At 61.8% G+C, this 26,554-nt stretch carries 21 protein-coding genes and 1 riboswitch; of the genes, 18 read left to right on the top strand and 3 right to left on the bottom strand.

The window, feature by feature from the left end; genetic code table 11:
* Nucleotides 1-39: 39 nt before the first annotated feature.
* From rpoD to GC127_RS21680, 4 genes are all read left to right on the top strand, one after another.
* A complete protein-coding gene (rpoD, locus tag GC127_RS21695; protein WP_008280428.1) occupies nucleotides 40-2,025 on the top strand; it encodes an RNA polymerase sigma factor RpoD in 1,986 nt (661 codons plus the stop codon).
* A gap of 85 nt (nucleotides 2,026-2,110) precedes the next feature.
* On the top strand, nucleotides 2,111-2,389 hold the full coding sequence (locus GC127_RS21690) for an HlyU family transcriptional regulator (protein ID WP_151978966.1): 279 nt from the start codon (nucleotides 2,111-2,113) through the stop codon (nucleotides 2,387-2,389).
* A gap of 337 nt (nucleotides 2,390-2,726) precedes the next feature.
* Nucleotides 2,727-3,956 carry a beta-ketoacyl-ACP synthase I gene (gene fabB / locus GC127_RS21685; protein ID WP_008280426.1) on the top strand — a complete coding sequence of 410 codons (1,230 nt, stop codon included), beginning with the start codon at nucleotides 2,727-2,729 and terminating at the stop codon, nucleotides 3,954-3,956.
* A gap of 6 nt (nucleotides 3,957-3,962) precedes the next feature.
* Nucleotides 3,963-4,754 carry an enoyl-ACP reductase gene (locus tag GC127_RS21680; RefSeq protein ID WP_151978967.1) on the top strand — a complete coding sequence of 264 codons (792 nt, stop codon included), beginning with the start codon at nucleotides 3,963-3,965 and terminating at the stop codon, nucleotides 4,752-4,754.
* Nucleotides 4,755-4,795: 41 nt separating this feature from the next.
* Here the strand turns inward: GC127_RS21680 and GC127_RS21675 are convergent, their stop codons facing one another.
* The gene (locus GC127_RS21675; protein WP_151978968.1) at nucleotides 4,796-5,587 is read right to left on the bottom strand and encodes a calcium-binding protein; all 792 of its coding nucleotides are present in this window, start codon (nucleotides 5,585-5,587) and stop codon (nucleotides 4,796-4,798) included.
* Between the two features lie 164 nt (nucleotides 5,588-5,751).
* On the opposite strand from GC127_RS21675, the gene GC127_RS21670 reads away from it, so the two are divergent.
* Nucleotides 5,752-6,063 carry a hypothetical protein gene (locus tag GC127_RS21670; RefSeq protein WP_008280423.1) on the top strand — a complete coding sequence of 104 codons (312 nt, stop codon included), beginning with the start codon at nucleotides 5,752-5,754 and terminating at the stop codon, nucleotides 6,061-6,063.
* A gap of 65 nt (nucleotides 6,064-6,128) precedes the next feature.
* On the opposite strand, the gene GC127_RS21665 is transcribed toward GC127_RS21670, so the two are convergent.
* Complete coding sequence (locus tag GC127_RS21665) at nucleotides 6,129-7,004, bottom strand: glycosyltransferase family 2 protein (RefSeq protein ID WP_008280422.1); 876 nt, start codon at nucleotides 7,002-7,004, stop codon at nucleotides 6,129-6,131.
* A gap of 114 nt (nucleotides 7,005-7,118) precedes the next feature.
* On the opposite strand from GC127_RS21665, the gene miaB reads away from it, so the two are divergent.
* The 9 genes from miaB to GC127_RS21620 all read left to right on the top strand — a co-directional run bounded on the left by miaB (nucleotide 7,119) and on the right by GC127_RS21620 (nucleotide 15,634).
* Entirely contained in the window at nucleotides 7,119-8,441 is a 1,323-nt protein-coding gene (miaB, locus tag GC127_RS21660; RefSeq protein WP_151978969.1) for a tRNA (N6-isopentenyl adenosine(37)-C2)-methylthiotransferase MiaB, read from the top strand.
* A 262-nt stretch (nucleotides 8,442-8,703) separates the two neighbouring features.
* Nucleotides 8,704-9,204, top strand: coding sequence for an OmpA family protein (locus tag GC127_RS21655; protein WP_232279185.1), 501 nt, complete (start codon nucleotides 8,704-8,706; stop codon nucleotides 9,202-9,204).
* 12 nt (nucleotides 9,205-9,216) lie between these two features.
* Entirely contained in the window at nucleotides 9,217-9,522 is a 306-nt protein-coding gene (locus GC127_RS21650) for a hypothetical protein (protein ID WP_037297429.1), read from the top strand.
* A gap of 226 nt (nucleotides 9,523-9,748) precedes the next feature.
* Nucleotides 9,749-10,681, top strand: a complete 933-nt coding sequence (locus GC127_RS21645) for a PhoH family protein (RefSeq protein ID WP_254700246.1) — start codon at nucleotides 9,749-9,751, stop codon at nucleotides 10,679-10,681.
* Between the two features lie 6 nt (nucleotides 10,682-10,687).
* Nucleotides 10,688-11,176 carry an rRNA maturation RNase YbeY gene (gene ybeY / locus GC127_RS21640; RefSeq protein WP_151978971.1) on the top strand — a complete coding sequence of 163 codons (489 nt, stop codon included), beginning with the start codon at nucleotides 10,688-10,690 and terminating at the stop codon, nucleotides 11,174-11,176.
* Nucleotides 11,177-11,217: 41 nt separating this feature from the next.
* The gene (locus GC127_RS21635) at nucleotides 11,218-12,105 is read left to right on the top strand and encodes a hemolysin family protein (RefSeq protein ID WP_008280415.1); all 888 of its coding nucleotides are present in this window, start codon (nucleotides 11,218-11,220) and stop codon (nucleotides 12,103-12,105) included.
* Nucleotides 12,098-13,618, top strand: a complete 1,521-nt coding sequence (gene lnt / locus GC127_RS21630; RefSeq protein ID WP_151978972.1) for an apolipoprotein N-acyltransferase — start codon at nucleotides 12,098-12,100, stop codon at nucleotides 13,616-13,618. Before GC127_RS21635 ends, lnt begins: the two co-directional genes overlap by 8 nt.
* A 38-nt stretch (nucleotides 13,619-13,656) precedes the next feature.
* Nucleotides 13,657-13,704, top strand: a riboswitch (SAM-SAH riboswitch).
* Nucleotides 13,705-13,709: 5 nt separating this feature from the next.
* On the top strand, nucleotides 13,710-14,876 hold the full coding sequence (gene metK / locus GC127_RS21625) for a methionine adenosyltransferase (protein ID WP_008280413.1): 1,167 nt from the start codon (nucleotides 13,710-13,712) through the stop codon (nucleotides 14,874-14,876).
* A 44-nt stretch (nucleotides 14,877-14,920) separates the two neighbouring features.
* Nucleotides 14,921-15,634, top strand: coding sequence for a tRNA (guanosine(46)-N(7))-methyltransferase TrmB (locus GC127_RS21620; protein WP_151978973.1), 714 nt, complete (start codon nucleotides 14,921-14,923; stop codon nucleotides 15,632-15,634).
* 36 nt (nucleotides 15,635-15,670) lie between these two features.
* Here the strand turns inward: GC127_RS21620 and argE are convergent, their stop codons facing one another.
* Complete coding sequence (argE, locus tag GC127_RS21615; protein WP_151978974.1) at nucleotides 15,671-16,834, bottom strand: acetylornithine deacetylase; 1,164 nt, start codon at nucleotides 16,832-16,834, stop codon at nucleotides 15,671-15,673.
* 315 nt (nucleotides 16,835-17,149) lie between these two features.
* On the opposite strand from argE, the gene GC127_RS22940 reads away from it, so the two are divergent.
* The 4 genes from GC127_RS22940 to GC127_RS21585 all read left to right on the top strand — a co-directional run bounded on the left by GC127_RS22940 (nucleotide 17,150) and on the right by GC127_RS21585 (nucleotide 26,305).
* The gene (locus tag GC127_RS22940) at nucleotides 17,150-21,508 is read left to right on the top strand and encodes an Ig-like domain-containing protein (protein ID WP_199861957.1); all 4,359 of its coding nucleotides are present in this window, start codon (nucleotides 17,150-17,152) and stop codon (nucleotides 21,506-21,508) included.
* A 117-nt stretch (nucleotides 21,509-21,625) separates the two neighbouring features.
* On the top strand, nucleotides 21,626-22,891 hold the full coding sequence (locus GC127_RS21595; protein WP_087148896.1) for a TolC family protein: 1,266 nt from the start codon (nucleotides 21,626-21,628) through the stop codon (nucleotides 22,889-22,891).
* Entirely contained in the window at nucleotides 22,888-25,104 is a 2,217-nt protein-coding gene (locus tag GC127_RS21590; protein ID WP_151978975.1) for an ATP-binding cassette domain-containing protein, read from the top strand. The genes GC127_RS21595 and GC127_RS21590 overlap by 4 nt, the downstream gene beginning before the upstream one ends.
* 1 nt (nucleotide 25,105) lies before the next feature.
* The gene (locus tag GC127_RS21585) at nucleotides 25,106-26,305 is read left to right on the top strand and encodes an HlyD family type I secretion periplasmic adaptor subunit (protein WP_008280407.1); all 1,200 of its coding nucleotides are present in this window, start codon (nucleotides 25,106-25,108) and stop codon (nucleotides 26,303-26,305) included.
* The last annotated feature ends 249 nt before the right edge of the window (nucleotides 26,306-26,554 follow it).

The raw sequence follows: 26,554 nt of genomic DNA, 5'->3' as shown, positions 1-26,554 counted from the left end.
ACCGAATCACCCGCCCCGCCCATAGCCGAGGAGTCATTCATGGCCGCCAAAGATACCGACGACGATAAGCCAGAGGAAGCCGAAGCCGAGGTTTCGCTCGACATGAGCCAGGCGGCGGTCAAGCGGATGATCGCGGAGGCGCGGGAAAAGGGCTTTATCACCTATGACCAGCTGAATGAGGTTTTGCCCCCGGATCAGGTGTCGTCGGAACAGATCGAAGACGTGATGTCGATGCTCTCGGAAATGGGGATCAACATCATCGAGGCCGAGGATGCGGAAGAGGAAGAGGGGCGTTCGACCGCCGTTGCCGAGATCGGGCGACGGGGCGAGATCACCCTAGGCTCGGGCAAGGAAGAAAAGCTCGACCGTACAGATGACCCGGTGCGGATGTATCTGCGCGAGATGGGATCTGTCGAGCTTTTGAGCCGCGAGGGCGAGATTGCCATCGCCAAGCGGATCGAAGCCGGGCGCAACACAATGATCGCAGGTCTCTGCGAAAGCCCGCTGACCTTTCAGGCGATTACCATCTGGCGCGACGAACTTTTGGGTGAAGACATCCTGTTGCGCGATGTGATCGACCTTGAGGCCACGTTTGGCACGCAATTGGGCGACGAAGACGCCGAGCCGGTGGTGGGGGCTGCCAATGTGACCAGCGCCCCCGGCGGTATGGGGCGTGATGACAGCGAGCCTGATCTGGATGCCGATGGCAATCCGATCCATTCTGACGACGATGACGAGGACGACGAACAGGCCAATATGAGCCTTGCGGCGATGGAAGCTGCGCTCAAGCCGCGCGTTCTGGATACGCTGGACCGGATCGCGGCGGATTATGCCAAGCTGAGCGAGATGCAGGATAGCCGGATTTCGGCCACGCTGAACGAGGATGGATCGTTCAGCCGCGAGCAGGAAGCCACCTATCAGACCCTGCGCAGTGAGATTGTCGAGCTGGTCAATGAGCTGCATCTGCACAACAACCGGATCGAGGCGCTGATTGATCAGCTTTACGGCATCAACCGCCGGATCATGCAGATCGACAGTGCCATGGTCAAACTGGCCGATCAGGCGCGTATCAACCGTTCTGAATTCATTGAAGAATATCGCGGTCGCGAGCTTGATCCCAACTGGTTGGACGATATGGCCCGCAAGGCCGGGCGCGGCTGGCAGATGTTCATTGAGCGCAGCCCTGAAAAGGTGGCGGAACTGCGCGCCGACATGGCGCAGGTGGGGCAGTATGTAGGTTTGGACATTTCCGAATTCCGCCGCATCGTGCAGCAAGTGCAGAAGGGCGAGAAAGAGGCGCGCCAAGCCAAGAAGGAAATGGTCGAAGCCAACCTGCGTCTGGTGATTTCGATTGCCAAGAAATACACCAACCGTGGCCTGCAATTCCTTGATCTTATTCAGGAAGGCAATATTGGCCTGATGAAGGCGGTGGATAAGTTCGAGTATCGCCGGGGCTATAAATTCAGCACCTATGCGACCTGGTGGATCCGTCAGGCGATCACCCGCTCGATCGCGGATCAGGCGCGCACCATCCGGATTCCGGTGCATATGATCGAGACGATCAACAAGCTGGTGCGCACGGGTCGTCAGATGCTGCATGAGATTGGCCGCGAACCAACGCCCGAGGAACTGGCCGAAAAGCTGCAAATGCCGCTGGAAAAGGTCCGCAAGGTGATGAAAATCGCCAAGGAGCCGATTTCGCTCGAGACGCCGATTGGCGACGAGGAAGACAGCCAGCTTGGTGATTTCATTGAGGATAAAAACGTTATTCTTCCGTTGGATAGCGCTATTCAGGACAACCTCAAGGAAACCACGACACGGGTTCTGTCATCGCTCACACCGCGCGAAGAGCGGGTGTTGCGGATGCGGTTTGGTATCGGCATGAACACCGATCATACGCTGGAAGAGGTGGGGCAACAGTTCTCTGTCACCCGCGAACGTATCCGGCAGATCGAAGCCAAAGCGCTGCGCAAGCTGAAGCACCCGAGCCGGAGCCGCAAGCTGCGGAGTTTTCTGGATCAATGAGCTGGGTAAAAGACCACGTTTGAAAACAGGGGGTTATGGGGTGCGCAATGAATGCGCACCCTACGGTGCATAATCTGGAGGCCGTATGTCGATCCTGTCGCGATTGTTTGGGGGCAAGGCCAAGGCCGAACCCGAAGAGCAGGTGGAAATCTACAAGGATTTCCGTATCTTCCCCGCGCCACAGGCGGCAGATGGGGGATACCGCGTGGCGGCGCGGATTGAAAAGGACATCGCGGGCGAGGTGAAGGTTCACCAGCTTTTACGGGCCGATACCATTGCCAGCCTTGATGAGGCGCGGGCGTTTTGCGTGCGCAAGGCCAAGCAGGTTATCGACGAGCAGGGCGAGGCAGTTTTCCGCAAATAGGCGAATGCGCTGAATATGCGAGGCCCCGGATCAGGCTCGGATCAGGCCCTGTGCGGGCATCTGGCGCGTGTAATCTCTGTAAGGTTTGTCAGGGGATTTTGTAAGGTCGCGGCCTCGTGCTGCGTCATGTGCGATGCGCGGGCGGGCGGTTGTCGGAGGCTTAACCTTTGCGGGTGTGCGGGGCGTTAACCTATGAAGCCCGCGCTTGCATATCTGGCCGGGCTTCTGCGCAAAGGGTGACCAGTGCGCGCGGTGTTGCGCGGATCGTCCCGCTAACCGCTTGCCCCTCAAGTCACGCTGTCTTACAGAGGCTGTAACAAAGCAGAGGGAGGCACCCATGCGTCGTGTCGTCGTCACAGGTCTGGGGATCGTCTCCAGCATTGGCAACAACGCCCAAGAGGTTCTGGCATCGCTCCGAGAGGGGCGCTCGGGCATCACCGCGAATGAGGCTATGGCCGAGCATGGCTTTCGCAGCCGGGTGGCTGGGGCGATCAAGCTCGATGTGACCGAGCATGTGGACAAGCGCGCGTTGCGGTTCATGGGGGGCGGGGCGGCCTATGCGCATATCGCCATGGCGCAGGCCATTGCGGATGCGGGGCTTGAGGAAAAAGACGTGATCAACCCGCGCACCGGGGTTGTTGCGGGATCGGGCGGGCCATCGACCAGTGCCATGCTGGCGGCGCATCAGGTGGCGTTGGACACCGGATCGACCAAGCGGATCGGGCCGTTTGCTGTGCCCAAGACCATGTGTTCGACGATTTCGGCCAATCTGGCCACATCCTACAAGATCAAGGGTCTGAACTATTCGATCACCTCGGCCTGTTCCACAAGCCTGCATTGTATCGGCCATGCTGCAGAGCAGATCATGTTCGGCAAGCAGGATGTGATGTTTGCAGGTGGTGGAGAGGAATTGGATTGGTCGCTGTCGTGCCTCTTTGATGCGATGGGCGCGATGTCGTCCAAGTACAATGACACGCCCGAGACTGCGAGCCGGGCCTTTGACGTGGGGCGCGACGGGTTCGTGATCTCGGCGGGGGGCGGTATTGTCGTCCTGGAAGAGTTGGAGCGGGCGAAGGCGCGCGGGGCCAAGATCTATGCCGAAGTGACGGGCTATGGCGCGACGTCGGATGGGGCCGATATGGTGGCACCGTCGGGCGAGGGCGGCGAGCGCGCGATGCGGTTGGCGGTGGCGACACTGCCTGAGGGACGCCGCGTGAGCTATATCAACGCGCATGGCACCTCGACGCCTGTCGGCGATGTGGGCGAGGTTGAGGCGGTGCGCCGGGTCTTTGGGCAGGGCAGCACCCCGCCGATCAGTTCCACCAAGTCGATGACAGGGCATTCCCAAGGGGCCACCGGCGCGCAAGAGGCGATTTACTGCCTTTTGATGCTGGAAAACGATTTCATTGCCCCGTCGATCAATGTTGAGACGCTCGATCCGGCCCTTGATCCGGCCGAGATTGCCACGGTGCGGGTGGACAAGGCCGGACTGGATACGGTGATGACGAATTCCTTTGGTTTTGGCGGCACCAATGGCTCGATGTTGCTGAGCAAATTTCACGGGTGAGATGAGATGACGATTGCGATGCAGGGCAAGCGCGGCCTGATCATGGGGGTGGCCAATGACCGCTCTATCGCTTGGGGCATTGCACGGGCGATGCATGCGGCGGGGGCGGAGCTGGCCTTTTCCTATCAGGGCGAGAATTTCGCCAAGCGGGTGGAGCCCTTGGCGGCGAGCGTTGGCTCTGACCTGCTGCTCGATGTCGATGTGACCGATGATGCCTCGCTTGATGCGGCCTTTGGGGCGCTGGCGGGGCGGTGGCCGACGATTGATTTCGTGGTGCATGCGGTGGCTTATTCCGACAAGTCGGAATTGACCGGGCGGTTCCTGAACACCAGCCGCGCCAATTTCAAGCATTCGCTGGAAATCTCGGCCTATTCTCTTATCGAGGTGGCGCGGCGCGCCTATCCGATGATGAAGGACAACGGCGGCTGTCTGCTGACCCTGACCTATCAAGGGTCGAACAAGGTTGTGCCGAATTACAACGTGATGGGCGTGGCCAAGGCGGCGCTGGAATCGGCGACGCGCTATTTGGCGAATGATCTGGGGCCGGATGGTATCCGCGTCAACGCGATCAGCCCCGGCCCGATGAAGACGCTGGCGGGGGCCGCGATTGGCGGCGCGCGCAAGACGTTTCGCCACACCGAGCTGAATGCGCCGATGCGCGCCAATGCGACGCTCGAGGCTATTGGTGGCACAGCGGTTTATCTGGCGTCCGATGCGGGGGCCTGCACCAGCGGTGAGGTCATCCATGTCGATGGCGGCTATCACGTGCTGGGGATGCCGCAGGCCGAGAACCTTTGATCGGGGGCACGCCCCCGCCGGTGGCGGGAGCGCGCAAGACGTCACAGGATGAAATCATCCGAGTCGAGCTGTGACAGGCTGAAATTGCGCAGGGTGAGTTCATGCGCGCCGAAGTCGAGCACGACATCGCTGCCCGAGATGCGGGCGGCGCTGAGCACATCATCGAAATCGTTGAGGCCGCTGATGCCGCTGAGGTCGATCTGATCATCGCCGGGCTCAAAATCGGTGATGACATCGCGCCCGAATTTGAAGACGAAAGTATCGGCCCCCACGCCGCCGGTCATCAGGTCATTGCCGTGGCCACCGTCGATGAAATCATTGCCCTCGCCACCCGAGAGCACGTCACGGCCACCGCCGCCACGCATCACATCATTGCCTTCGCCGCCAAATAGGCGATCCGCGCCGGCCCCGGCGTTCATCACATCGTCGCCGGAACCGCCGTGCATCACGTCATTTCCGGTGCCACCGTTCATGGTGTCATTGCCTTCGCCGCCGAACATCCGGTCATTGCCGGTGCCGCCATCGAGGCGGTCGTTGCCCTCGCCTGCATCGAGCGTGTCGTCGCCATCCCCACCAAAGAGCCTGTCATCGCCGCTTTCATCGGTGAGGCGGTCATTGCCGAGGCCGCCCAAAAGCGTGTCTTCGCCCTTGCCGCCCGCGATGGTGTCATTGCCTGCACCACCGTCGAGGCGGTCGCCGTCGTCATTGCCATTGATGGCGTCATTGCCCCCGCCGCCAAAGATCGTATCGTTGCCGTCAAGGCCGGTGATTTGATCCGCAAAGGCGGTGCCGACCAAGCGGTCGGCGCTGTCGGTTCCTGTCAGTCGAGCCATGGTGCTGGTCCTTTTTCAAGCGCCGCTCATGGGCGCGGTTGCGTTCTTATTCCCGGATCGCAGTGATCCGGGATGTCAGGTGAACGCTGGGCTGCGGGGTTTATTCCCGGGTCTGGCCGAATTCTTGCCACAGTCTTGCCATGTGGATTTGGAAGGTAGCGGGCATGACACATATCCGCCATTTTGCCGATCCCGCCGAAAGCAAAACCGCCGCCCGTGCGCGCCGCGCGCGGCGCTGGACATGGGTGGCAGGGGTCTCCTTGGGGGTTTGTGGGCTGTTGGCGATATGGCAAGAGCGGGCGCTGGCACCGGGGGTGCATGACGGGATGCAGCGTCTGGTGGCGCAGGCGCAGGGCGTTATGGACGGCAACGAGGCCGTTCGTGCCCTGCTGGCCGGTGTAGATGGCGGCGTGGACGTGGCCAAGGATGCCGGGCTTGCGCCGCTCACCGCGCTGTTGCTGAGGGCGACGGAGTAAAGCGCTCTGGCGCATCGTTGAATGACCAGAACGCTTTGACTAGGTGCGTTCGCTTTCAGCCGTGCTTAGAACCATTGTCCCGGTTCCATCAGCCCCAGATCGAGCAATTGCCGCGAATGCCACTCGAACGGGATGGAGTTGCGCCATTTGAAGCTGTGGATGTCAAAGGTCGAGCCGGGGTTGCGCTTGAGCGCCTTGGCGGTACGAAAGGACACGATGGCGCTGGTAAGGTTGTGGTGCCACGGGCAGGCGTAGGTGTTGTATTCCTCGTCCGAGAAGGTGTGATCCTCGCGCAAGCTTAGTTCCGGTTTGGCGCGGAAAATCGCGATGCGGTCGATCTTGCGGCGTTTGGCGGGGATGTGTTCCTCGTAGCGCCACCGCAGGCCGCCGTAGAAATCAAGCTGCCGTTCTCTGGGGTGGTTGTGGTTCTCGGGGTCGGGACGGGCGAGGGCGTAATAGCCGGATTTGTCCATATGCGCGGCCTCAAGGGACACGGCATCGGGATAGCGATCCAGATCGCCGGCGTAGAGGTCGATCACATAGGTCAGCATCGCATCGCGGCGTTCTTCGGTGTGAAAGGCCAGCATTTCACCCACGGTGCGGGTCTCGCAGAAGGGGTAGAACAGGTATTCGGCGTTGTAGCAGTAATACATCCAAAGGCCGGGGGCGGCGGCGATGACCGCATTCACGGCCTCGGTCAGGGTATCGCCGGAGGACAGATCATGGCGAATCCGGCTGAGGCCGGGCGCCTCGGCCACGTCGCGGGCCAAGGCGAAATTGTCGGGGGCAAAGAGCAGCACGGCGGCAAAGCCGGTGTCGAGATGGTGACGCAAGGTGGAGTTGAGTTCGCTTTCATCCTCGGCAAAGACCATGGCGATGGGCCCCTTGGCCAGCGCCTTGCCGGGGTTGGCGAGAAAGGTCTTGAGATCGGGGGCGGTCATGCGCGGCTTTACCCTTGGTTTTGGATGCAGAATCCGCCAAACGCAGAGGCATTGCAAGTGCCCTCTCCCCTGATGTAGTCAGACATCTTGAACCCAAGGGCGGAGGCCGGGCGCATGGCGGATGTGAAAAAGCTCTATATCAAGACCTACGGCTGTCAGATGAATGTCTATGACAGCGAGCGTATGGCCGAGGCCATGGGCGGGTCTGGGTATGTCGAGACGCAAGATCCGGCTGAAGCCGATATGATCCTGCTCAACACCTGTCATATCCGCGAGAAGGCGGCGGAAAAGGTCTATTCCGAACTGGGGCGGATGAAGCAACTCAAGCTGGACAAGCCCGATTTGAAGATCGGGGTAACGGGCTGCGTCGCACAGGCCGAGGGTGAAGAGATCATGCGCCGTCAGCCGCTGGTCGATCTGGTGGTGGGGCCGCAGAGCTATCACCGTCTGCCCGAGATGGAGGCACGGGTGCGCGCGGGGGAAAAGGCGCTCGATACCGAGTTTCCGATTGAGGATAAGTTTGACACGTTGCGGCACCGGCCAAAGGCGCGGCGCGGGCCAACAGCGTTTTTGACGGTGCAGGAAGGTTGCGACAAGTTCTGCGCGTTTTGCGTGGTGCCGTATACGCGCGGGGCCGAGGTAAGCCGCCCGGCGAGCCGCGTGCTGGAGGAGGCGCGCGACCTGGTCGAGCGCGGCGTGCGCGAGATCACGCTTTTGGGTCAGAACGTCAATGCCTACCACGGGGCCGGTGAGGGGGGCGATTGGGGCCTTGCGCGGCTTGTCTGGGCCTTGAGCGAGATTGACGGGCTGGAGCGTATCCGATTCACGACAAGCCATCCCAATGACATGGATGATGATCTGATTGCCGCGCATGGGGAGTGCGCGAAGCTGATGCCCTATCTGCATTTGCCGGTACAATCCGGGTCTGACCGTATCCTTAAGCGGATGAACCGCAGCCATACCGCCGACAGCTATCTGCGGCTGATCGAGCGCATCCGCGCGGCGCGGCCGGATATCCTGTTATCGGGGGATTTCATCGTCGGGTTTCCCGAGGAAACGGATGCCGATTTTCAGGCGACGATGGAGTTGATCGAGGCGGTCAACTATGGGTCTGCGTTTTCGTTCAAATATTCCACCCGTCCCGGCACGCCCGCTGCCGAGCGTCCGCAGGTGCCCGAAGAGGTCAAGACCGAGAGGCTCTATCGTTTGCAAGAGCTCATCACCCGTCAGCAGCGCGCCGCACAAGATGCGATGGTCGGGCGCAGGGTTGGGGTGCTCTTTGAAAAGGCGGGGCGGATGCCGGGGCAAATGGTGGGCAAGTCGGATCATTTGCATGCGGTGCATGTCACGGGGGATGTCGCGATTGGCGATCTGCGTCAGGTCGAGATCATCGAGAGCGGCCCCAATTCATTGGCCGGGCGTTTGCTGTCCTCTTGATTCTTAGGCGATTTTCGTATGCTTTGGGTGAATTGTGGCCAGAGCGTGGCATTGTTTCCTTAAGGGACACAATATGTGGTGAAATTTGCTTCACTTTAAGCGAAGACTTGATACTATTTGACATGATTAAGTGGTTGGGGGCCTTTCTTTCGGCTTCTATCCGGGGGGCAATAAAAGGACTGGGGTCGTGACGAAAAGGATTTCGAATACGCTTCACGCGGTCATGCGGGGGGCGAGTGCCATTGCTCTTGGTGTCGCGGTGATGGCGAGTGGCGCATCCGCGCAGCAACAGCGGACTGTCGTCGGTGAACGGTATATTCCAACTATCTGGGTGGATCCCGATGGGTGCGAACATTGGGTGATGGATGACGGGGCTGAGGGCTATATGAGCCCGCATGTGACGCGCCAAGGTATTCCGGTGTGTCGCGAGGTCAATCTCTGCGGCGTTGTCAACACCGACCAGCTTTTTGCAACGGACAGCGCGCGTATCCACGCCTCTGGGCAGCAGCGCCTGCGAGAGTTTTTCCAGCAGGCCGGGGCGGTGTCCTATACCATCGTTGGCCATACCGACAGCCGCGCATCGGATGAGTACAACATGGACCTGTCGCTGCGGCGGGCGAATTCTGTTGCTGCGGTTGCCCGCAGCAGCGGCGCAAGCATCGCGGATGTCCGCGGCTATGGCGAGCGGGTGCCCAAGGCGTCGAACAACACCGCCGAGGGCATGGCGCAGAATCGCCGTGTCGAAATCCTGTGCTGGCGCTGAGGGGGCTGTGCAATGAAAACCTATAAATTAGCACTCGCCCTGCCTATCGTCGGGATGTTGGCTGCCTGTGACGCGGGGCCGGACAAGACGGTGGACCGCAATATCTTTGACCGGGGGCATCTGAGCCAGATGCAGGCCGGCATTTGGGTTGATCCCAACGGCTGTGACCATTGGATCATCGACGATGGCGTCGAGGGGTATCTGTCGCAGCGTTTGGACAAGTTCGGCAAGCCGGTCTGTTCGGGTGTCGCCCCGCCGACCGTGGCGACGGGCAATTTCAAAGGTGGCTCGACAAGCCTGATCGGCGATCCGATTTGATCGGGCTTGCCCCATATTCTGAACCAATGTGCGGGCCCGGTGTGGCCCGCATTTTTTTCGCCGGTTTTCACGGAATCGTGGCTGGCTGCTTGCGCAGGCGGCGGCATCTTGGCACTGTAAAGGGGAACCTCTGACCCCGTGGGAGATATGCTTGGGTAACAACGCGCCGCCCCCCGCCGCCGATCTGGGCACTTTGCAAGAGTCCGTGATCGAATTCCCCGACAACATGCTGCTGATTGACCTCTGCGGCGAATATGATCGAAACCTAGCCGAAATCGAGCGTAAGCTGGCGGTGCAGATTGTCCGGCGCGGCAATCACTTGTCGGTTTTGGGCGAGGATGGCCCGGTGCGTGAAGCCTCGGGCGTGTTGCAGGCGCTGTATTCCCGGCTGGAGAGTGGGCGTGCGGTTGAGAGCGGCGATGTGGACCGCGAATTGCGCATGGGCGGATCGGAGGTCGAGACGGGCGCACATTCGGGTGATCAGCTTGAGATGTTCAAAAGCGGCCCGGTCGAGATCAAGACCCGCAAGAAATATGTGGAGCCGCGCACCGAGGCGCAGAAATCTTATGTGCGGTCGTTGTTTGCGCATGAGCTGGCGTTTGGCATCGGGCCTGCGGGCACCGGCAAGACCTATCTTGCGGTGGCTGTGGGGGTCAATATGTTCATCGAGGGGCATGTGGACCGCATCATCCTGAGCCGCCCGGCGGTCGAGGCGGGTGAAAAGCTGGGTTATTTGCCAGGGGATATGAAGGACAAGGTCGATCCCTATATGCAGCCGCTTTATGATGCGCTGAACGATTTTCTGCCCGCCAAGCAGGTGCAAAAGCTGATCGAAGAGAAAAAGATCGAGATTGCGCCCTTGGCGTTCATGCGCGGGCGCACGCTTTCGAATGCCTTTGTGGTGCTGGATGAGGCGCAGAATGCGACCTCGATGCAGATGAAGATGTTCTTGACGCGCTTGGGCGAAGGCAGCCGGATGGTGATCACTGGCGACCGCACGCAGATCGACCTGCCGCGCGGTGTTCCCTCGGGGCTTGCCGATGCAGAGCGGCTGTTGACGCGGATTCCGCAGATCAGTTTCAATTACTTCACGTCCAAGGATGTGGTGCGGCATCCGCTGGTGGCCGCGATCATCGAGGCCTATGAGGCGGAAGGTTAAGACGCCATGCTGTGCGATGTGGTGATCGAGGACGACCGCTGGCAGGCGGCGGCGCTGGAGGATTTGGCCGAACGCGCCGCAAGAGCCACGCTGGAGCATCTGGCGATGGACCCCGAGGATTGGGAAATCAGCATTCTGGCCTGTGATGATGCGCGGATTGCAGTGCTGAACGAGGATTTCCGCGACAAGCCGCAGCCGACCAATGTGCTGAGTTGGCCCAGCGAAGAGAGGGCGGCGGAGGTGCCGGGGGTACGCCCTGCGCCCCCCATGCCTAGCCCCGATCCGGAGCTGGGGGATATTGCGATTGCCTGGGACACCTGTGTGCGTGAGGCGGCAGAGGGCGAAAAACCGCTGGCGGACCATGTGACGCATCTGATCGTTCATGCGGTGTTACATATACTAGGCTATGATCACGTGCGTGACCAAGATGCCACTCTCATGGAAACAACTGAAGTGGAGATACTTGGCAAACTTGGGGTCAGTGACCCATATTAACCGTGCTGGGGCCCTGTGCCCCGTCACCTGGAAAGAGATGGATGGGCGAGAGTATCGACGGATCGTCTATGGCAGCGCAGAGCGCGCAGCCTGACGATGACAAGGAAACAGAGGAATCAGGCGGGTTTTTTCGCCGGATCCTTGGGGTTTTTTCCACGACTGATGAGGCCGAAGCGGCTGAGGATGAGCATCCGGCGCAAGCCAACGGCGTGCCGGGCATGGGCAATCTGCGGCACATGGCGGTTGAAGATGTGGCCATTCCAAAGGCCGATATCGTGTCGGTGCCCAATTCGATTTCCAAAGAAGACCTTGTGCATGTGTTTCGTGACAGCGGCATGTCGCGTCTTCCGGTCTATGAGGGAACCTTGGATTCGCCCATCGGCATGCTGCATCTCAAGGATTTTGCGCTGAAGCATGGGTTCAACGGCGAGACTGAGGAATTCAAGCTCGAGGATATGCTGCGCCCTCTGCTTTTTGTGCCGCCGTCAATGCCGATTGGTGTGCTTTTGCAGAAAATGCAGGCCGAGCGGCGGCATATGGCGCTGGTGATCGACGAATATGGCGGGGTGGACGGACTTGTGACCATCGAGGACCTGATCGAACAGGTGGTGGGCGAGATCGAGGATGAGCACGACATCGACGAAGATCATTACTGGACGCAGGAAAAACCCGGCTGCTACGTGGCCCTTGCCAAGACCCCGCTTGAGGATTTCGAGGCCGAGATTGGGATATCTCTGACCGAGGCGGACGAAGTCGATGAGGAAGAAATCGACACGCTGGGTGGTTTGGTCTTTATGTTGCTGGGCCGGGTGCCGGTGCGTGGCGAGGTGATCGAGCATCCCGCCGGGCCGGTGATCGAGGTGATGGAGGCCGACCCGCGGCGCATCAAACGCGTGCGCGTGCGTCTGCCCGAGGCAAAGAATGCCTGAAACAGGCCGGGCCGCGGCCCTGATTGATCGGGTTGCGGGCCTGTCATGGCGCGGGCGTGTTCTGGTGTTGGGGGCGCTGGGGGCCGTGGCCGCTTTGGGGCAGGCGCCGGTCGGGGCATGGCCGCTGAGCATTCTGGCCTTTGCGCTGCTTTATGGGGTGTTTTTGCGCGCTGCGGGTGGACGGCAGGCGGCATGGATCGGCTGGGCCTTTGGCACCGGCTATTTTCTTGTTTCGCTCAATTGGATCATCGAGCCGTTTTTGGTCGATGTGGCGCGGCATGGCTGGATGGCCCCTTTTGCCCTGTTGGGATTATCCGGGGGGCTTGCGCTGTTTGCGGCGGCGGCCCTTGGGCTTGGGCGTTCCTTGGGCGGCGGTGCCTTGGGGTTTGTCGGGGGTCTTGGGCTGGTCGAACTGGCGCGGGGATATGTGCTGACGGGGTTTCCTTGGGCGCAGCCGGGGCATGTGTTGATCGACACGCCACTTTTGCATTGGGCCTCGTACCTTGGATCGCTTGGGTTGACGGCGCTGGTGCTGCTGGCGGCGGTGGCCTTGTGGATGGCACTGACGGGCGCGCGGGCAGGATTTGCTGCCTTGGGGGCCATGGCGCTTTTGTGGCCTCTCGGAGCGATGCTGACGCCTGACGCGGGGGCCGGGCCAGAGGCCGCGATAGTGCGGTTGATCCAGCCCAACGCGCCGCAGCATGAGAAATGGGACCCTGAAAAGATCCAAGGCTTCTTTGACCGCCAGTTGGCGTTTTCGGCGGCGGGCGAGGGGCGGCCCGATCTGATCGTGTGGCCGGAAACGGCGGTGCCGGTGATGCTCGAGAATGCCGCGCGCACACTCGAGGTGATCTCGGACGCGGCGGGGGGCGTGCCGGTGGTGGTTGGCCTGCAACGCCGCGAGGAGCTGCGTCTTTTCAACACGCTGGCGCTGGTTGAGGCCGGGGGCAGTGTGGCGGCGGTTTATGACAAGCATCATCTGGTGCCGTTTGGCGAATACATGCCCTATGGGGATGTCTTGGCGCAGTGGGGTATTCACGGGATGGCCTCTAAGGACGGGCAGGGGTTCTCGTCTGGTCCGGGGGCACAGGTGATCGAGATGGGCGCGCTGGGGCGCGCGCTGCCGCTGATCTGCTACGAGGGGGTTTTCGCGCAGGATTTGCGGGCGGCACCAGGGCGGGCAGATTTCATCCTGCTCATCACCAATGACGCGTGGTTTGGCAAGTTTTCTGGCCCCTATCAGCATCTTGCGCAGGCGCGGTTGCGCAGTGCGGAATTTGGCCTGCCGATGATCCGGGTGGCCAATACCGGCGTTTCGGCAATGATCGACGCAGCCGGGCGGGTGATTGAGTCTTTGCCCTTGGGCGAGGCGGGGTGGCGCGATGCGGCGCTGCCGCCACCTTTGCCGCCCACGGTTTATGCGCGGCTGGGCGATGCGCCGATGCTGGCAATTTTCCTTGTTTTGCTGGGGCTGTCGCGGTTGGATCACAGGCGCAGGGCCGCGCGCATATAGGCATTGACGCAGGTTCTAGAGGGGCGTAACCACACGCTAATCCCCCACAACGGCTTCCTGGCGTGGCGGTGACATCAAATGGAGCAACTTCATGTCAAGACAGAATTACCTTTTCACTTCCGAATCCGTTTCGGAGGGGCATCCGGATAAAGTGTGTGACCGGATTTCCGACGCTATTCTTGATGCATTTCTGACCGAAGAAGCCAATGCGCGGGTCGCCTGTGAGACCTTTGCCACGACCAATTGCGTGGTTGTGGGCGGTGAGGTCGGGCTGAGTGATCAGTCGCGGCTCAAGGATTTCATGGGCCGGATTGACGGGATCGTGCGCGATTGCGTGCGCGACATCGGCTATGAGCAGGATGCGTTTCATTGGAATACGCTGAAATTGCAGAACCTGCTGCATCCGCAATCGGCGCATATCGCGCAGGGTGTGGACCGGGACGGGGCCGGGGATCAGGGCATCATGTTTGGCTATGCCGTGGATGAAACACCGGAATTCATGCCGGCACCGATCCTTTATTCGCATGCGATCCTCAAGCGGTTGGCGGAGGTGCGGAAATCCGGTGCCGAGCCGACGCTCGGGCCGGATGCCAAATCGCAGCTGACGTTGCGCTATGAGGGGGGTCGCCCGGTGGCGGTGACGCAACTGGTGCTTTCGACGCAGCATGCGGATGAGAGCCAGACCAGCGATGACATCCGCGCGATTGTAGAGCCCTATATCCGTGAGGTTCTGCCCGCAGGTTGGCTGAGCGATGAGACCGAGTGGCATGTGAACCCCACCGGCACCTTTGTGATCGGCGGGCCGGATGGGGATGCGGGCCTGACGGGGCGCAAGATCATTGTGGATACCTATGGTGGCGCGGCCCCGCATGGTGGTGGTGCGTTTTCGGGCAAAGATCCGACCAAGGTGGACCGTTCGGCAGCCTATGCCGCGCGCTATCTGGCCAAGAACGTGGTCGCGGCCGGTCTGGCGCAGCGCTGCACGCTGCAACTGAGCTATGCCATTGGTGTGGCCAAGCCGCTGTCGATCTATGTCGATACGCATGGCACCGGCCAAGTGCATGAAAGTGCCATTGAAAAGGCCGTGGCACAGTGCATGGACCTGACGCCGCGCGGTATTCGTGAGCATCTGTCGCTGACACGGCCGATTTATGCGCGCACCGCAGCCTATGGCCATTTCGGGCGTGCGCCCGAGGCCGATGGCGGCTTTAGCTGGGAGCGGACCGATCTGGTTGACGCTCTGAAAAAAGCTGTTTGATCAGAGGGCTGGCGCGTGATCTTCACGCGCCAGTTTAAGTTTGCATGAGCCAAGACAGACATCCGACAGGCGCGCCTTGGCGCAATTTTTATGGCCGCTTCAAGGGTAAGACCCTGCGGCCAAGCCAAGAGACCTATCTGGACGAAGATCTAGCGAAATTGTCACCGGGTGCCGTCGATTGGGATGTGAACCCCGAGCGGCAAGAAATTGATTTGCCGTCGCTTTTCGGCGACCGCGAGATCTGGCTTGAGATCGGGTTTGGCGGCGGCGAGCATATGGTGCATCAGGCCGCGCAAAATCCGCAGGTCGGGATCATCGGCTGTGAGCCGTTCATCAACGGTGTGGCGATGCTCTTGGGGAAAATCCGGGCGGCAGAGACACAGAATGTCGCGGTATATCCCGGCGATGTCCGCAATATGTTTGATGTTTTGCCCGAGGCGTCGGTGTCACGGGCGTTTTTGCTTTATCCTGATCCCTGGCCCAAGGCGCGCCACCACAGGCGGCGCTTTGTGACGCAAGAACATCTGGAACCGCTGGCCAAGGTGTTGAAAAAGGGTGCGATTTTCCGTTTGGCCACGGATATTCCCGATTATGTGCGCCAGACCCTAGAGGAGGTGCCGCGCGCGGGCTTTGAGTGGCTGGCAGAGGGGCCTGCGGATTGGCGCAATCCTTGGGGGGATTGGATTTCGACGCGCTACGAGCAAAAGGCGCTGCGCGAAGGGCGCGTGCCGCATTACCTGACGTTTCGGCGGGTGTAAGCGCGGCGGCGCGCCGCGCAGATCAACGAGCGCCCCTCAGCGCCCAAGCCGATCGCCCAAGCGCCCCAACATGTCGAGACATTGCTGGAGTTGGTCGAGCGAGAGGTATTCGTCGGGCTTGTGCGCCTGATCAATCGAGCCGGGGCCGCAGACGACCGCCGACATGCCATAGCTTTGGAACAGCCCCGCCTCGGTGCCGAAGGGCACGAGATCTGCGCCATTGGCGCCGGTGAGTTCCATCATGATGTCGCGGGCTTCGTTCAGATCGGTGGGTTCGAGCCCGTCCACCTCGCCGATGATTTCGGTGACGACGCTGGCATCGGGGCAAATCTCGCGCATGCGGGGCAGCAGCATTTCTTCGCAATAGCGGCGCAGGTCCTCTTTGACGAAATTGGCATCGGCGGCCTGAACGGGGCGCATCTCCCATTCAATGGTGGCGTTGGAGGCGATGACGTTATGCGCCACGCCGCCCTTGAGCGAGCCGGTGTTGATTGTGGTCCAAGGCGGATCGAAGCGGCTGTCTTTGGGGGCGCGGGCGCGCAGCGCCTCTTTGAGTTCCAGAAGGCGGTTGACGTAGCGCACCGCGTATTCCACCGCGTTCACGCCCCGGTCCGGGGCAGAGCCGTGCCCGGCCAAACCGCAGAAATGGGTGGTGTATTCATAGCAGCCCTTGTGCCCTTCGATAACGCGCATCATCGTGGGTTCGCCGATGATGGCCACGCCGGGGCGCAGGTTGCGGGCACGCAGGCTTTCGACCAAGGCCTGCGCACCGAAACAGCCGACTTCCTCGTCATAGGTGAAGGCAAAGTGAATGGGACGGTCGCGCACCCGCCCTGCGAAATAGGGGGCCATGGCGGTGGCCGCCGCGATAAAGCCCTTCATGTCGCAGGTGCCGCGCCCATAGAGCCGTCCCTCGTGTTCGGTCAGTTCGAACGGGTCCGAGGCCCAATCCTGTTCGGCCACCGGCACCACATCGGAATGGCCTGACAGCACGATGCCGCCGTCCACTTCTGGCCCGATGGTGGCAAAGAGATTGGCCTTGTGGCCGATATCGTCGTGAAAGATGTCGACGCGCGCGCCTGCGGATTCGAGGCGGTGCCCGAGATAGGCGATCATGTCGAGATTGCTGAGTTCGGAGATCGTGGGAAACGCGATCAACTCGCGCAGGAGGCCAACGGTATCGGAAAGCTGAGTGGTCACGGGGAAGGGTCCTGTGATGGCAAAATGAACAACTGCCCGACAGTGTGGATCGCCGCGCGGCCCGTCAACCCCCCGTCTTGGAGCAGCCTGCGCTATGTCCGGTTTGATTGTGTTGTGGGGTATCTGATCGTCTCAGCCGTGTGGTGGAGCGTGCCCAAAGAGACTCAGTCTGTCCATATCTATGGAAAAGCGGCGTATTTTGGGGGGGCGGGATCAAAAACATCTAGCGATTGCGGCGGAAAAAAGATAATTAAGACACAATAAAACAAATCGGCACACCAAAGTGCCGAACCCTGAGGTCAGAGTGGTGGTGTTATGAAAGCGATTGATTTTGTCGCTCGCACAGATGCGGGCAATTCGCAGCGTGGGTCAATTCCGGGGCAAGATGGCGTAAGCATCATTCCGGCGGGCAACGGACAAGAAATTTCTCTTAATCTTCGGCAAATGGACATTCAGGGTTATGCCCGCGATGGCTCTAACCTTGTGATCAACCTGTCAGATGGCAGGGTGGTTGTGCTGGAGGGATATTATTCCGCAACCGGGGCGCCTGTGAGCCGGCTGTTCATCAGCGCCGACGGTTATCTCAATGAGGTGACGCTGAGCGAGGGCGGCGATGGGCCGGTCTATGCACAGTATGGCCCGACCGAAAATTGGGCCAAATGGAGCCCGGATGAAGAGCTGATCTTTTTGGGCGGCAACGAGGTGACGGGGCCGGTCGAGGATGACGAAGTGTCAATGCTGGGGGCGGCCTTTTTGGGGGGCGGCGGTCTCTTGGGGTTGGGCGGCGTCGGGGCTGCGGGGGCCGCAGCGGCGGTTGTCGCCGGTAGCGGTGGCGGCGATGGTGGCGGTGGCCGCGGTCGGATCGAGCCCACGGTCAATGAGGATGGCACGATCACGATTGGCGGGGATCAGGATGATCCCAAGATCACAATCACCGGCGATGCCGAACCGGGATCCGAGGTGGATGTGACCATCGGCGATCAGACGGTCACCACTGAGGCTGACGAAGACGGGAAATGGGAGGTCGTGTTCGAAGACGAGACCTTCCCCGAAGATGGCGAGCATGATGTGGTTGTCGTCGTCACAGAGCCTGACGGCACCGAGACCACGCTAGAAGGGCCGGTGGTGGTGATCGACACCACGCCGCCCGAGGTGGTGATCGAGGATGGTGTGGTGTCGACCGACGATATCGTCAATGCCGACGACTATGAGGACGGCATCGAGATCACCGGCAGCGGAGAACCGGGGGCCGAGATTTCCGTTGTGATCGAGGGCGTCACCGAAACCACGGTCATCGGTGAGGATGGTCAGTGGGAAGTGGTGTTTGATCCTGCTGATATTCCCGGTGGCGAGCGCGAGGTGGCGGTGGTGATCACCGCGACGGATGCGTTTGGCAATTCCACCGTGGTCACGGATGTTGTGGCCATTGATACGGTGCCGCATCCGATTGTGATCAACGCGTCTGAGGTTGGGGGCGATGGTGTTGTCAATCTGGTGGAAGAGGGGGCCGGTGTGGCAATCACCGGCAGTTCGACGCCGGGGGCCACTGTCACGGTGACGGTCGAGGGTGTGTCCCGCGATGTGCTCGTGGGCGAAGATGGCACCTGGCGAGCAGAATTTGATCCGGGCACCTTGCCCGGTGGGCAATATGAGACTGTGGTGACGGCAACCACTGTTGATGCGGCGGGCAATGCCAGCAGCACCACAGGGACATTCCGCGTTGACACTGAAGTGCGCGATTTCGGCATGACCGGTGCGCCCGGTGGGGCCGATGGTGTGATCAACGCCGCTGAGCAGGGCGATGGCTTTACGATGAGCGGCACGGTCGAGCCGGGCTCGACGGTGCGCCTGACCTTTGGCACGGCGGTGGTGGATGCCGTGGTGGCGGCGGATGGCCGCTGGACCGCGACATTCACCGGCGCGCAGATTGCGGGCGGCACTTATACCGGTGATATCGTGGCGGTTGCCACGGATGCCGCAGGCAATGTCAGCGAGTTGCGCCAAGCGGTGAGTGTGGATACCGAGGCCAATGATCTGAGCCTTGCGACCGATGGGGTCGGGGGCGACGGCACGGTGAACCTTGTCGAAACGGGCGGGCAGGTGGCGATCACCGGCACTGCCACGCCGGGGGCGACAGTGACCGTCACATTCGCAGGCGTGACACAGGATGTGGTTGCCAATGCGTCGGGCGCTTGGGTGGCCACTGTCGCGGGCAGCGCGCTGGCGGCGGGAACCTATGACGCCCCGGTCACGGCCGTATCCGTCGATGCAGCGGGCAATCGCGCCGATGTAAGCGGTTCGGTGCGTGTTGACACCGAAGTGCGCGATTTCGGCATGACCGGTGCGCCCGGTGGGGCCGATGGTGTGATCAACGCCGCTGAGCAGGGCGATGGCTTTACGATGAGCGGCACGGTCGAGCCGGGCTCGACGGTGCGCCTGACCTTTGGCACGGCGGTGGTGGATGCCGTGGTGGCGGCGGATGGCCGCTGGACCGCGACATTCACCGGCGCGCAGATTGCGGGCGGCACTTATACCGGTGATATCGTGGCGGTTGCCACGGATGCCGCAGGCAATGTCAGCGAGTTGCGCCAAGCGGTGAGTGTGGATACCGAGGCCAATGATCTGAGCCTTGCGACCGATGGGGTCGGGGGCGACGGCACGGTGAACCTTGTCGAAACGGGCGGGCAGGTGGCGATCACCGGCACTGCCACGCCGGGGGCGACAGTGACCGTCACATTCGCAGGCGTGACACAGGATGTGGTTGCCAATGCGTCGGGCGCTTGGGTGGCCACTGTCGCGGGCAGCGCGCTGGCGGCGGGAACCTATGACGCCCCGGTCACGGCCGTATCCGTCGATGCAGCGGGCAATCGCGCCGATGTAAGCGGTTCGGTGCGTGTTGACACCGAAGTGCGCGATTTCGGCATGACCGGTGCGCCCGGTGGGGCCGATGGTGTGATCAACGCCGCTGAGCAGGGCGATGGCTTTACGATGAGCGGCACGGTCGAGCCGGGCTCGACGGTGCGCCTGACCTTTGGCACGGCGGTGGTGGATGCCGTGGTGGCGGCGGATGGCCGCTGGACCGCGACATTCACCGGCGCGCAGATTGCGGGCGGCACCTATACTGGTGACATCGTGGCTGTGGCCACGGATGCCGCAGGCAATGTCAGCGAGTTGCGCCAAGCGGTGAGTGTGGATACCGAGGCCGGTCTTTTGACGCTGAACGCGGGGGCGATTGGTGGCGACGGCGTGATCAATGGGGCCGAGGCGGATGCTGGCGTGCTGGTCACCGGCACGGCTGATGCCGGGGCAACCGTTATTGTCAGCCTCGACGGGGTTGAGCACACGGTGCAGGCCGATGGCGCAGGTCGTTGGCAGAGCCGCTATGAAAGCGCCGAGATCACGCGTGGCACGCATGTGCCCGAGGTGAGCGCGCGCACGGTCGATGCGGCAGGCAATCCGACCGAAGTCGAGGCGACGGTGCGGGTGGATACGCAGGTCGACAACCTTAGCCTCAGCGATCTGAACCTTGCGATTGGGGCCGATGGGCGCGATGTCATCAATAATGACATTGCGACGGGTGGTTTCAACGTCACCGGCACGATCGAGCCGGGCAGCCGGGTATTTGTCACCATCGACGGGGTGCAGCACGAGGCGCAGGTGGCGGCCAATGGAAATTGGGTGGCACGCTTTGGCCCCAATGAGATTGCACCCGGCGAGCGCGACGTTGCGTTGCGGGTCGATGTGACCGATCCGGCGGGCAATATCGCGTTCCTCACCGATACGGTGCGGGTCGATACCTTGGTCAATGAGCTGAGCCAGGATGGGCCGGTCACGCCAGACAACATCATCAACATCTCTGAGGCGGCAGCAGGTGTCACCCTGACCGGGCAGGTGGAGCCGGGATCAAGCGCCGAGGTGCGGGTTTTTGGCCGGACCTATCAGGCGGTGGTCGATGCGGCAGGCAACTGGTCTGTGAGCTTGCCCACTGCGGATATTCCCCGGCAGGATGGTCAAGCCCCGATGGTGGTTTTTGCGACCGATGGGGCAGGCAATACGCATCAGATCACGAGCAGCCTGACGCTGGATATGGTCGCGCCCGAGACGCCGGGGATCGTGGGCTATTTCCGGCAGGGCGACGGCTATCGCAATGCCACGGTGGAAACGAGCGCGGACGATGTGAGCATTCATCAGGTCGATGCGGGCGGCAATGTGCGCGAATTGGCACTGGGTGAGCAGGCCAACCAATTCACCGGCGAGACGGATTACTTCTTTCTCAACGGGGCAGGCCAGTTGGCACCGGTATCGGATGGCTCGCAATTGGTGGTGACCAGCACAGATGCCGGGGGCAATACCGCAAGCACCTATGTTGTGCTGGATGAGACCAGCACATCGGTTGTGAACATCGCCAATCCCAATCTTAGCGCCTTTGACATCGAGACGATTGATCTGCGGTTTGGCGATCAGGCGCAATTGAGCCTGACCGAAGCACAGGTTCTGGCGCTTTCGGGCAATAGCGATACGGTTCTGGTTCAGGGGGGCGCGGATGACCGCGTGACGCTGACCGGGGCCGAGGCCGCAGGCCGCACACAGATCGACGGTCAGACCTATGACATCTACACGCTGGGCAATGATGCCACGGTCGTGGTGGATGAGGATATCCAGATCGTCACCTGATGCCGGACAGGGACGCGCGCCCGTGCCGGGGTGCGCGTCTCCAAAGACAAGGCCGGAACGGTCGGAGGACTATGTATGGGGACTGTAACGAGGGGTTTTTTGCTTGCGGGGGTCTGTTTGGCGCTTGCAGGGTGTTGGCGCGACGACGGTAGCGATGCCGAAGTGTCACGCGCCGCCGCAGGGCCAGACCTTCGCCCGGATGAGGTGGCGCGGGCCAAAGAGGCCGCAGGTTCCGAGATCATCCGCGATTTGCAGGCGCGCCGATCGGTTTTGGCACCGGGCAGCAGTTTTGATCAGGTGGCTGGATCGGTTTTGGCCGCCTATAGCCGCAGTGCCGAAGCGGATTTGCTGAGTGCGCGGTTGCGCGCCGAGGCGGCATCCAAGAACTGGTTGCCGCGCGTTGGGCCCAATATCAGCCTGACCAGTCTGAGCGATCTGGTCAGCCAGTTGATCGTTGAACAGGTGTTGTTCGACAACGGCCGCAAAAAGGCGGAGCGCGACTTTGCCAAGGCGGATGTCGAGGTGGCCGCCGTGACGCTGGCCGAGGATGTGAACGGGCGCGTGTTCGAGGCGCTCTCGCTCTATCTGGATGCGGCGCAGGCGCGTGAGCGGTTGGTGCTGGAACGGCGCACGCTGGAGGATATGAGCCATTTTGAATGGATCATGTCGGAGCGGGTCAAGGGCGGCGTATCGGATATGTCTGACCTCAATATCCTGCGCTCGCGTCTGGCGGAAATCCGCGAGGTGATGGCTGGGCAGCAAGAGGCCGAAGCCACGGCGCTGGCAGAATTGAACGCCATGGCGGCGCGGCCCCTTGGGGGGGTGACGGGCCTGTCGGAGGTGCCGGTTGACGCGGGGTCTGTGCAATCCTTGGACGTTCTGCGCGCCATGGCCGAGGCCGAACGCGACACCGCTGAGGCGGTGATGGCGCGGGCGGGTTTCTTGCCCGGATTGACGGCGGGGGGCACGGTTGGCAATGGCGACACGAGTTTTGGGCTGAACCTGCGGTCTGAACAATTGCTGGGTTTGGGCACCGGGGCGCAATTGAAGGCGGTGGACGCCGATAAAGAAGCCGCCAAGCGCCGCCGCGCGCAGGCGGATGAGGATAGCAACCGGGTTGTGCAGCGGCTGGAGGGGCAGTTGAGCGCCCTGTCGCGGCAGGTGGGCGAGGCAAGCACGCTGCGCGATACCGCCAAGGCCAATCTTGATCTTTTCCAAGCGCAATACGATGCCGGGCAGCGTGATGTCATGGATGTGGTTGGTGTCTATGAGACCTTTGCCCAGCGGCAAGCGCGCGCGCTGGCCCTGAAATACGAGCTGGCGCTGGCGCGGCTGGAACTGGCGCGGCATTTGGGCGTGCTGGCGGAGGGGAGCCGGATTTGACCAAGGCCCCCGTCGCCCTGACGATCACGACCGGCGCGCGCGGGGGTGAGGCAAGTGGCCCACAACCTGCGCCAGCGCGGTTTGGTGAGCGGGCTGTGGCGCGGGCGAAACTGGGGGTGGCCTATGCCGCGCTTTTGGGTATCGAAGCGGTCGAGCGCGATATTCTGGAGGCGATGATCGCCAGCAAGGCGGGGGGTGGCCCTACTGACCAGCCGCAACCGCGCGCCCTGGCCGATGGGTTGGAGGCGGCGGGGCTGATGGCGCGGGTCGAGCCGGTGGCGCATCCGCATCCCGATCAATGGCCGGCGCTGGCGCAGATGACGAGCGGGCAATTCGTGCTGGTGCTGTCACAGGCGGGCAGCGTGTTGACGATCCACGACACCACCTGCGCCGATCAGCGCGCCGAGGTGCCGCTGGCCGAGTTCGAGCCGTTCTTTACCGGCCTTGTGGTGCGGGCCGAGGCCCCGGTGCAAAGCCTGAGCCGCGCGCATGATGCGCCCGAGGCCGCGCCGCATTGGTTTTGGAGCCAGTTTGCCGGGTTCCGGCGGCATATCGCGGAGGTGGCGCTTGGCTCTTTCGTGGCCAATATTCTGGCGGTGGCGGTCGCGCTTTTTGCGCTTCAGGTTTACGACCGGGTGATCCCGCATCAATCCGAGGCGACGCTGTGGGTATTGGCGGCGGGGGCGGGTCTTGCGCTGGTGATGGAAGCCGCGCTGAAAATTGCGCGGGCGCAGTTGATGGACGGGGCCGGGCGGCAGATCGAACTCAATGTGCAGCGAATTCTGATGGACCGTATTCTTGGGATGCGGTCCGAGATTGCGAGCAAGAGCCCGTCGCAGATATTCTCGGCGATGCGGGAATTCGGATCGGTGCGTGAATTCTTTACCGCCTCGACCATTGGCACGCTGACGGATTTGCCGTTCATCGTGGTGTTTCTGGCGCTGGTGGCGTCGATTGCGGGCAATGTGGTTTGGGTCTTGATTCTGGGCGGGGTGATCATGGTTCTGCCCGGTTTCCTGCTGCAACGCCGGATGATGCGGCTGACGCAAGAGATGCAGGGGGCGAGCGCACGGGGGGCGCGGCTGTTGCATGAGGCGATATTCGAGTTGGATACGCTCAAGACGCAGCGGGCCGAGGACCGGTTTCGCCGGATTTGGGGCGAGTTGACGGCGCTTCAGGCGATCAAGTCGAGCGAGCAGCGGCGGCTGGGATCGGTGCTGAGTTTCTGGGCGCAGGCGGTGCAGCAGGCGACCTATATCGTGGCGGTGATCCTTGGCTCTTATCTGGTGTTCGCGGGCGAATTCACTGTGGGTTCGATCATCGCCGTGGGGATTTTGACCAGCCGCACACTGGGGCCGCTGACGCAGCTTTCGAGCACGCTGGCACGCTGGGGAAATGTGAAATCGGCGCTGGTGGGGTTGGATGCGATTGCGCTGGCGGATCAGGACGAGGGCGAGGGGCGCAGCTATTTGCGGCGCACGGCGTTGACCGGTGCCTATGAGCTGCGCGAGGTGCAGTTTGCCTATGACGCAGGCGGAGCGCCGGTGCTGGATATTCCGGGGTTGATCATTCAACCCGGTCAGGTGGTGGCGGTGCTGGGCACCAACGGGTCTGGAAAATCGACCTTTCTCAAGCTCTTGTCTGGGCTTTATGCCCCAAGCCGGGGGCGATTGATGCTGGATGGCACCGATATGGGGCAGATCGCGCCGCGCGATTTGCGGCGGATGATCGGCTATCTGGGACAGGATGTGCGGCTGTTCACCGGCAGCCTGCGCGAGAACCTGAACCTGACCTTGCTGGAGCGCGATGACGCGCGGCTGATGCAGGCGCTGGATTTTGCCGGTTTGGGGCCCTTTGTGCGCGGGCATCCCAAGGGACTGGACCTAGAGATACTGGACGGCGGTCAAGGGCTGAGCCAAGGGCAGCGGCAGAGCATTGGCTGGGCGCGGCTATGGTTGCAGGACCCGGCGGTGTGCCTGTTGGACGAGCCGACGGCGGCGCTGGATCAGACGCTGGAGCGCACGCTGGTCAGCCGGTTGGAGACATGGCTGAAGGGGCGCACGGCGGTGATCGCGACGCACCGGATGCCGATCCTGAGCCTGACAAGCCGGACACTTATTCTGCAAGCCGGGCGGATGGCGGTGGACGGGCCGCGCGATCAGGTGCTGGCGCATCTGGCGCAGGCGGCAGGCACCGGGCCGGGAGGGGCATGAGATGAGTGACGTTGGCGCGCGCAGCACGGCCAGCATTCTGGCGGAATTGAACGGGCGCTTGCGGGGGCCGAGCCTGATGGTTTGGCTTTGTGCGGCGAGCGTGTGGATTTTCATCCTCTGGGCGGCGTTTGCGTGGATCGACGAGATCGTGCGCGCGCCGGGCGAGTTTATTTCCACCTCGCGGCCGCAGATCATCCAGAATCTTGAAGGGGGTATTCTGGCGGAATTGCTGGTGCAGGAGGGGGATGTGGTGGCGCGCGGCGATGTTCTGGCGCGGCTGCACGATACGCGGTTCAATTCCGAAGTGGCGGATCTCCAGGACCAGATCGCGGGGCTTGAGGTGCGGCAACTGCGGCTTGAGGCGGAATTGGCGGGGCAGTTCGATTTTACGGTGCCCGACGGGCTGGCGGGGCAGGCGGGGGAAATGGTCGCCTCGGAGCGCGCGCTGTTGAAGGCGCGGCAAGAGGATTTCGTCAAGCGCAGCGAAGGGGCCAAGCGCGTGATGCAGCAATCCGCCGAGGAAAAGCGGTTGTTGGAAGGATTGCTGGAGAAAAAGATCGTGGCGCTGATTGAGGTTACGCGCGCCCGCAAGGCGCATGCGGATTCCGAGAAACGCTATGATGAGATCATCACCCAAGCCGAGTTGGAGCGGGCAGAGGCCTATTCCGAGACCCTCAAGGAATTGGCGACGCTGCGCCAGAATTTGCGGGCCAGTCAGGATCAGTTGAACCGGACGGTGCTGCTGAGCCCATTGCGCGGGGTGGTCAACAATCTGAGCGTGACGACGATTGGCGGTGTGGTGCGCCCCGGCGAAGAGATTCTGGAGATCATCCCGCTGGATGAAGAGATGTTTGTTGAGGCGCGGGTCGAGCCACGCAATATCGCCAATATCCGGCGCGGGCAGGAGGCGACGATCAAACTGACCGCCTATGACTATACGATTTATGGCACCCTAAAGGGCCGGGTGGATTTCATTTCAGCCGATACGTTCAAGGATGAGCGGGCGCGTGAGGCGGATGGTGATCCGCATTACAAAGTATCGCTGCGGGTGGATATGAGCGCGCTAACACCCCGTCAGGCGGGGATAGAGATCAGACCGGGTATGCAGGCCGAGGTGGAGTTGCACACCGGCGAAAAGACCGTGCTGCAGTACTTGCTGAAACCGCTCTACAAGAGCCAACAGGCGCTGCGCGAGCCGTAAGGCACGTTGCGTCTGATCGGGGTCATATCGCCCCGGTCCCCGAGCCGTGGCCACGACGTTACCTCGGAGAGGTCCCGGGGCAAGCCCGGGACGGGGGTGGTTTTGATGGGGCGCAACACGCTATAGAGGCAGGGCAATGGGCATGAAAAAGGCGGCTGTGGCACGGGGCCACGCCGCCTTTTTGGTTCTGTGCCTGGCTTAGCCTTCGGCGGGCTCGNCAATTTCTGGCACGCCCATTCCCATTTATCC

It is taken from the genome of Roseovarius sp. EC-HK134, from assembly GCF_902498815.1.
Lineage (GTDB): Bacteria > Pseudomonadota > Alphaproteobacteria > Rhodobacterales > Rhodobacteraceae > Roseovarius > Roseovarius mucosus_A.
This window is presented reverse-complemented; position numbering and strand designations above follow the sequence as displayed.

Coding starts and splice junctions, on each gene's coding strand:
- rpoD (WP_008280428.1), top strand. CDS start 40: ATGGCCGCCAAAGATACCGACGACGATAAGCCAGAGGAAGCCGAAGCC.
- GC127_RS21690 (WP_151978966.1), top strand. CDS start 2,111: ATGTCGATCCTGTCGCGATTGTTTGGGGGCAAGGCCAAGGCCGAACCC.
- fabB (WP_008280426.1), top strand. CDS start 2,727: ATGCGTCGTGTCGTCGTCACAGGTCTGGGGATCGTCTCCAGCATTGGC.
- GC127_RS21680 (WP_151978967.1), top strand. CDS start 3,963: ATGACGATTGCGATGCAGGGCAAGCGCGGCCTGATCATGGGGGTGGCC.
- GC127_RS21675 (WP_151978968.1), bottom strand. CDS start 5,587: ATGGCTCGACTGACAGGAACCGACAGCGCCGACCGCTTGGTCGGCACC.
- GC127_RS21670 (WP_008280423.1), top strand. CDS start 5,752: ATGACACATATCCGCCATTTTGCCGATCCCGCCGAAAGCAAAACCGCC.
- GC127_RS21665 (WP_008280422.1), bottom strand. CDS start 7,004: ATGACCGCCCCCGATCTCAAGACCTTTCTCGCCAACCCCGGCAAGGCG.
- miaB (WP_151978969.1), top strand. CDS start 7,119: ATGGCGGATGTGAAAAAGCTCTATATCAAGACCTACGGCTGTCAGATG.
- GC127_RS21655 (WP_232279185.1), top strand. CDS start 8,704: ATGGCGAGTGGCGCATCCGCGCAGCAACAGCGGACTGTCGTCGGTGAA.
- GC127_RS21650 (WP_037297429.1), top strand. CDS start 9,217: ATGAAAACCTATAAATTAGCACTCGCCCTGCCTATCGTCGGGATGTTG.
- GC127_RS21645 (WP_254700246.1), top strand. CDS start 9,749: ATGCTGCTGATTGACCTCTGCGGCGAATATGATCGAAACCTAGCCGAA.
- ybeY (WP_151978971.1), top strand. CDS start 10,688: ATGCTGTGCGATGTGGTGATCGAGGACGACCGCTGGCAGGCGGCGGCG.
- GC127_RS21635 (WP_008280415.1), top strand. CDS start 11,218: ATGGGCGAGAGTATCGACGGATCGTCTATGGCAGCGCAGAGCGCGCAG.
- lnt (WP_151978972.1), top strand. CDS start 12,098: ATGCCTGAAACAGGCCGGGCCGCGGCCCTGATTGATCGGGTTGCGGGC.
- metK (WP_008280413.1), top strand. CDS start 13,710: ATGTCAAGACAGAATTACCTTTTCACTTCCGAATCCGTTTCGGAGGGG.
- GC127_RS21620 (WP_151978973.1), top strand. CDS start 14,921: ATGAGCCAAGACAGACATCCGACAGGCGCGCCTTGGCGCAATTTTTAT.
- GC127_RS22940 (WP_199861957.1), top strand. CDS start 17,150: ATGAAAGCGATTGATTTTGTCGCTCGCACAGATGCGGGCAATTCGCAG.
- GC127_RS21585 (WP_008280407.1), top strand. CDS start 25,106: ATGAGTGACGTTGGCGCGCGCAGCACGGCCAGCATTCTGGCGGAATTG.